This window comes from Haloferax profundi (assembly GCF_001469865.1).
Taxonomy (GTDB): Archaea; Halobacteriota; Halobacteria; order Halobacteriales; family Haloferacaceae; genus Haloferax; species Haloferax profundi.
This window is the reverse complement of sequence record NZ_LOPV01000647.1, coordinates 1-935: the sequence shown is the minus strand read 5'-3', so window position 1 is coordinate 935 and position 935 is coordinate 1. Positions and strand designations below refer to the sequence as shown.

Annotated in this window: 1 protein-coding gene; it reads left to right on the top strand. The window is 56.4% G+C overall.

Features of this window, described 5'->3' with window-relative positions:
* A partial coding sequence (locus AUR66_RS22360; RefSeq protein WP_197409873.1) for a hypothetical protein occupies positions 1–758 on the top strand: 758 nt, incomplete at its 5' end.
* Positions 759–935: the final 177 nt, after the last annotated feature.

The following is a 935-nucleotide window of genomic DNA, read 5'->3' as shown; positions in this document are numbered from 1 at the left end:
CCTCACTCCCGCCTCTCGGTGACCAACCGAAAGCATCCGACGTGTTCAAGAACCATCGATTCGAGGAGACAGATCTCATCGTCGAATTCCAAGATACTGCCGACGTACAGAAAGCTGTACTCTATAACTCGCACACGGACGAGGAATACGAGACGATCGAGCATCCGTCGAATCAGGCCCGGTTCCAAGTCGTGTTCCCGACCAAGATGAAGACGTACATCGCGAACTCTCTCCACGTCAAGGCCAAAACTTCGAACGGGTGGGCTGAAGACGAAGAGTGGATACCGGAGACCGTCCACGGCTATCTAGAAGACATCGAGGTACTTCCTGATGGTCGGGCTCGGTTGAGCATAATGAATCAAGGTGAGGCCCCAATGCTCGTTCGATTCGTTGGGATCTACGGAGACGTCCCGAACCCGACGGTCGACCCGCAACATGATTCGTTCGAGCGGTCGTCGCTCAGCTACAGTCCCGGAGTCATCGGCGTCGGAGCGAACCGGCCGCTCTCCCCTTCACGGTCTGATCTCGTCGTCTCTTCGGGTGAAACCACACAATTCGAGACGACATATGCCCCGTTTGCGTTTCCCGACGGCGCAAACGACGATGACTGCAACGGCCGAGAGAAAAGGGGAGAACTGGCAATCGTGCACGCTTCGGGCGGAAGTGCGGCCTACACGATTTCGTACCATCTCGACGGGACCCCGACTGCCGTCGAGGGACACACAGCAGAGGTCTGCAACATGGACGAGAGCCAGTAACTGGTGCAGGTTGGTTGAATCCATAGCCCGCCGTGTCTCGCGAGCGGTACATCACTCAGCCAGAGATTGCTTGTCGGGGCTCCGCGAACATCGAGCGCAGTTCTGTTCTGGTTTGGGACATACATTAGATCCCGTTGCTACAATCTCTCCGACAGAGAGTTGTTTTTCGCCAGTCAG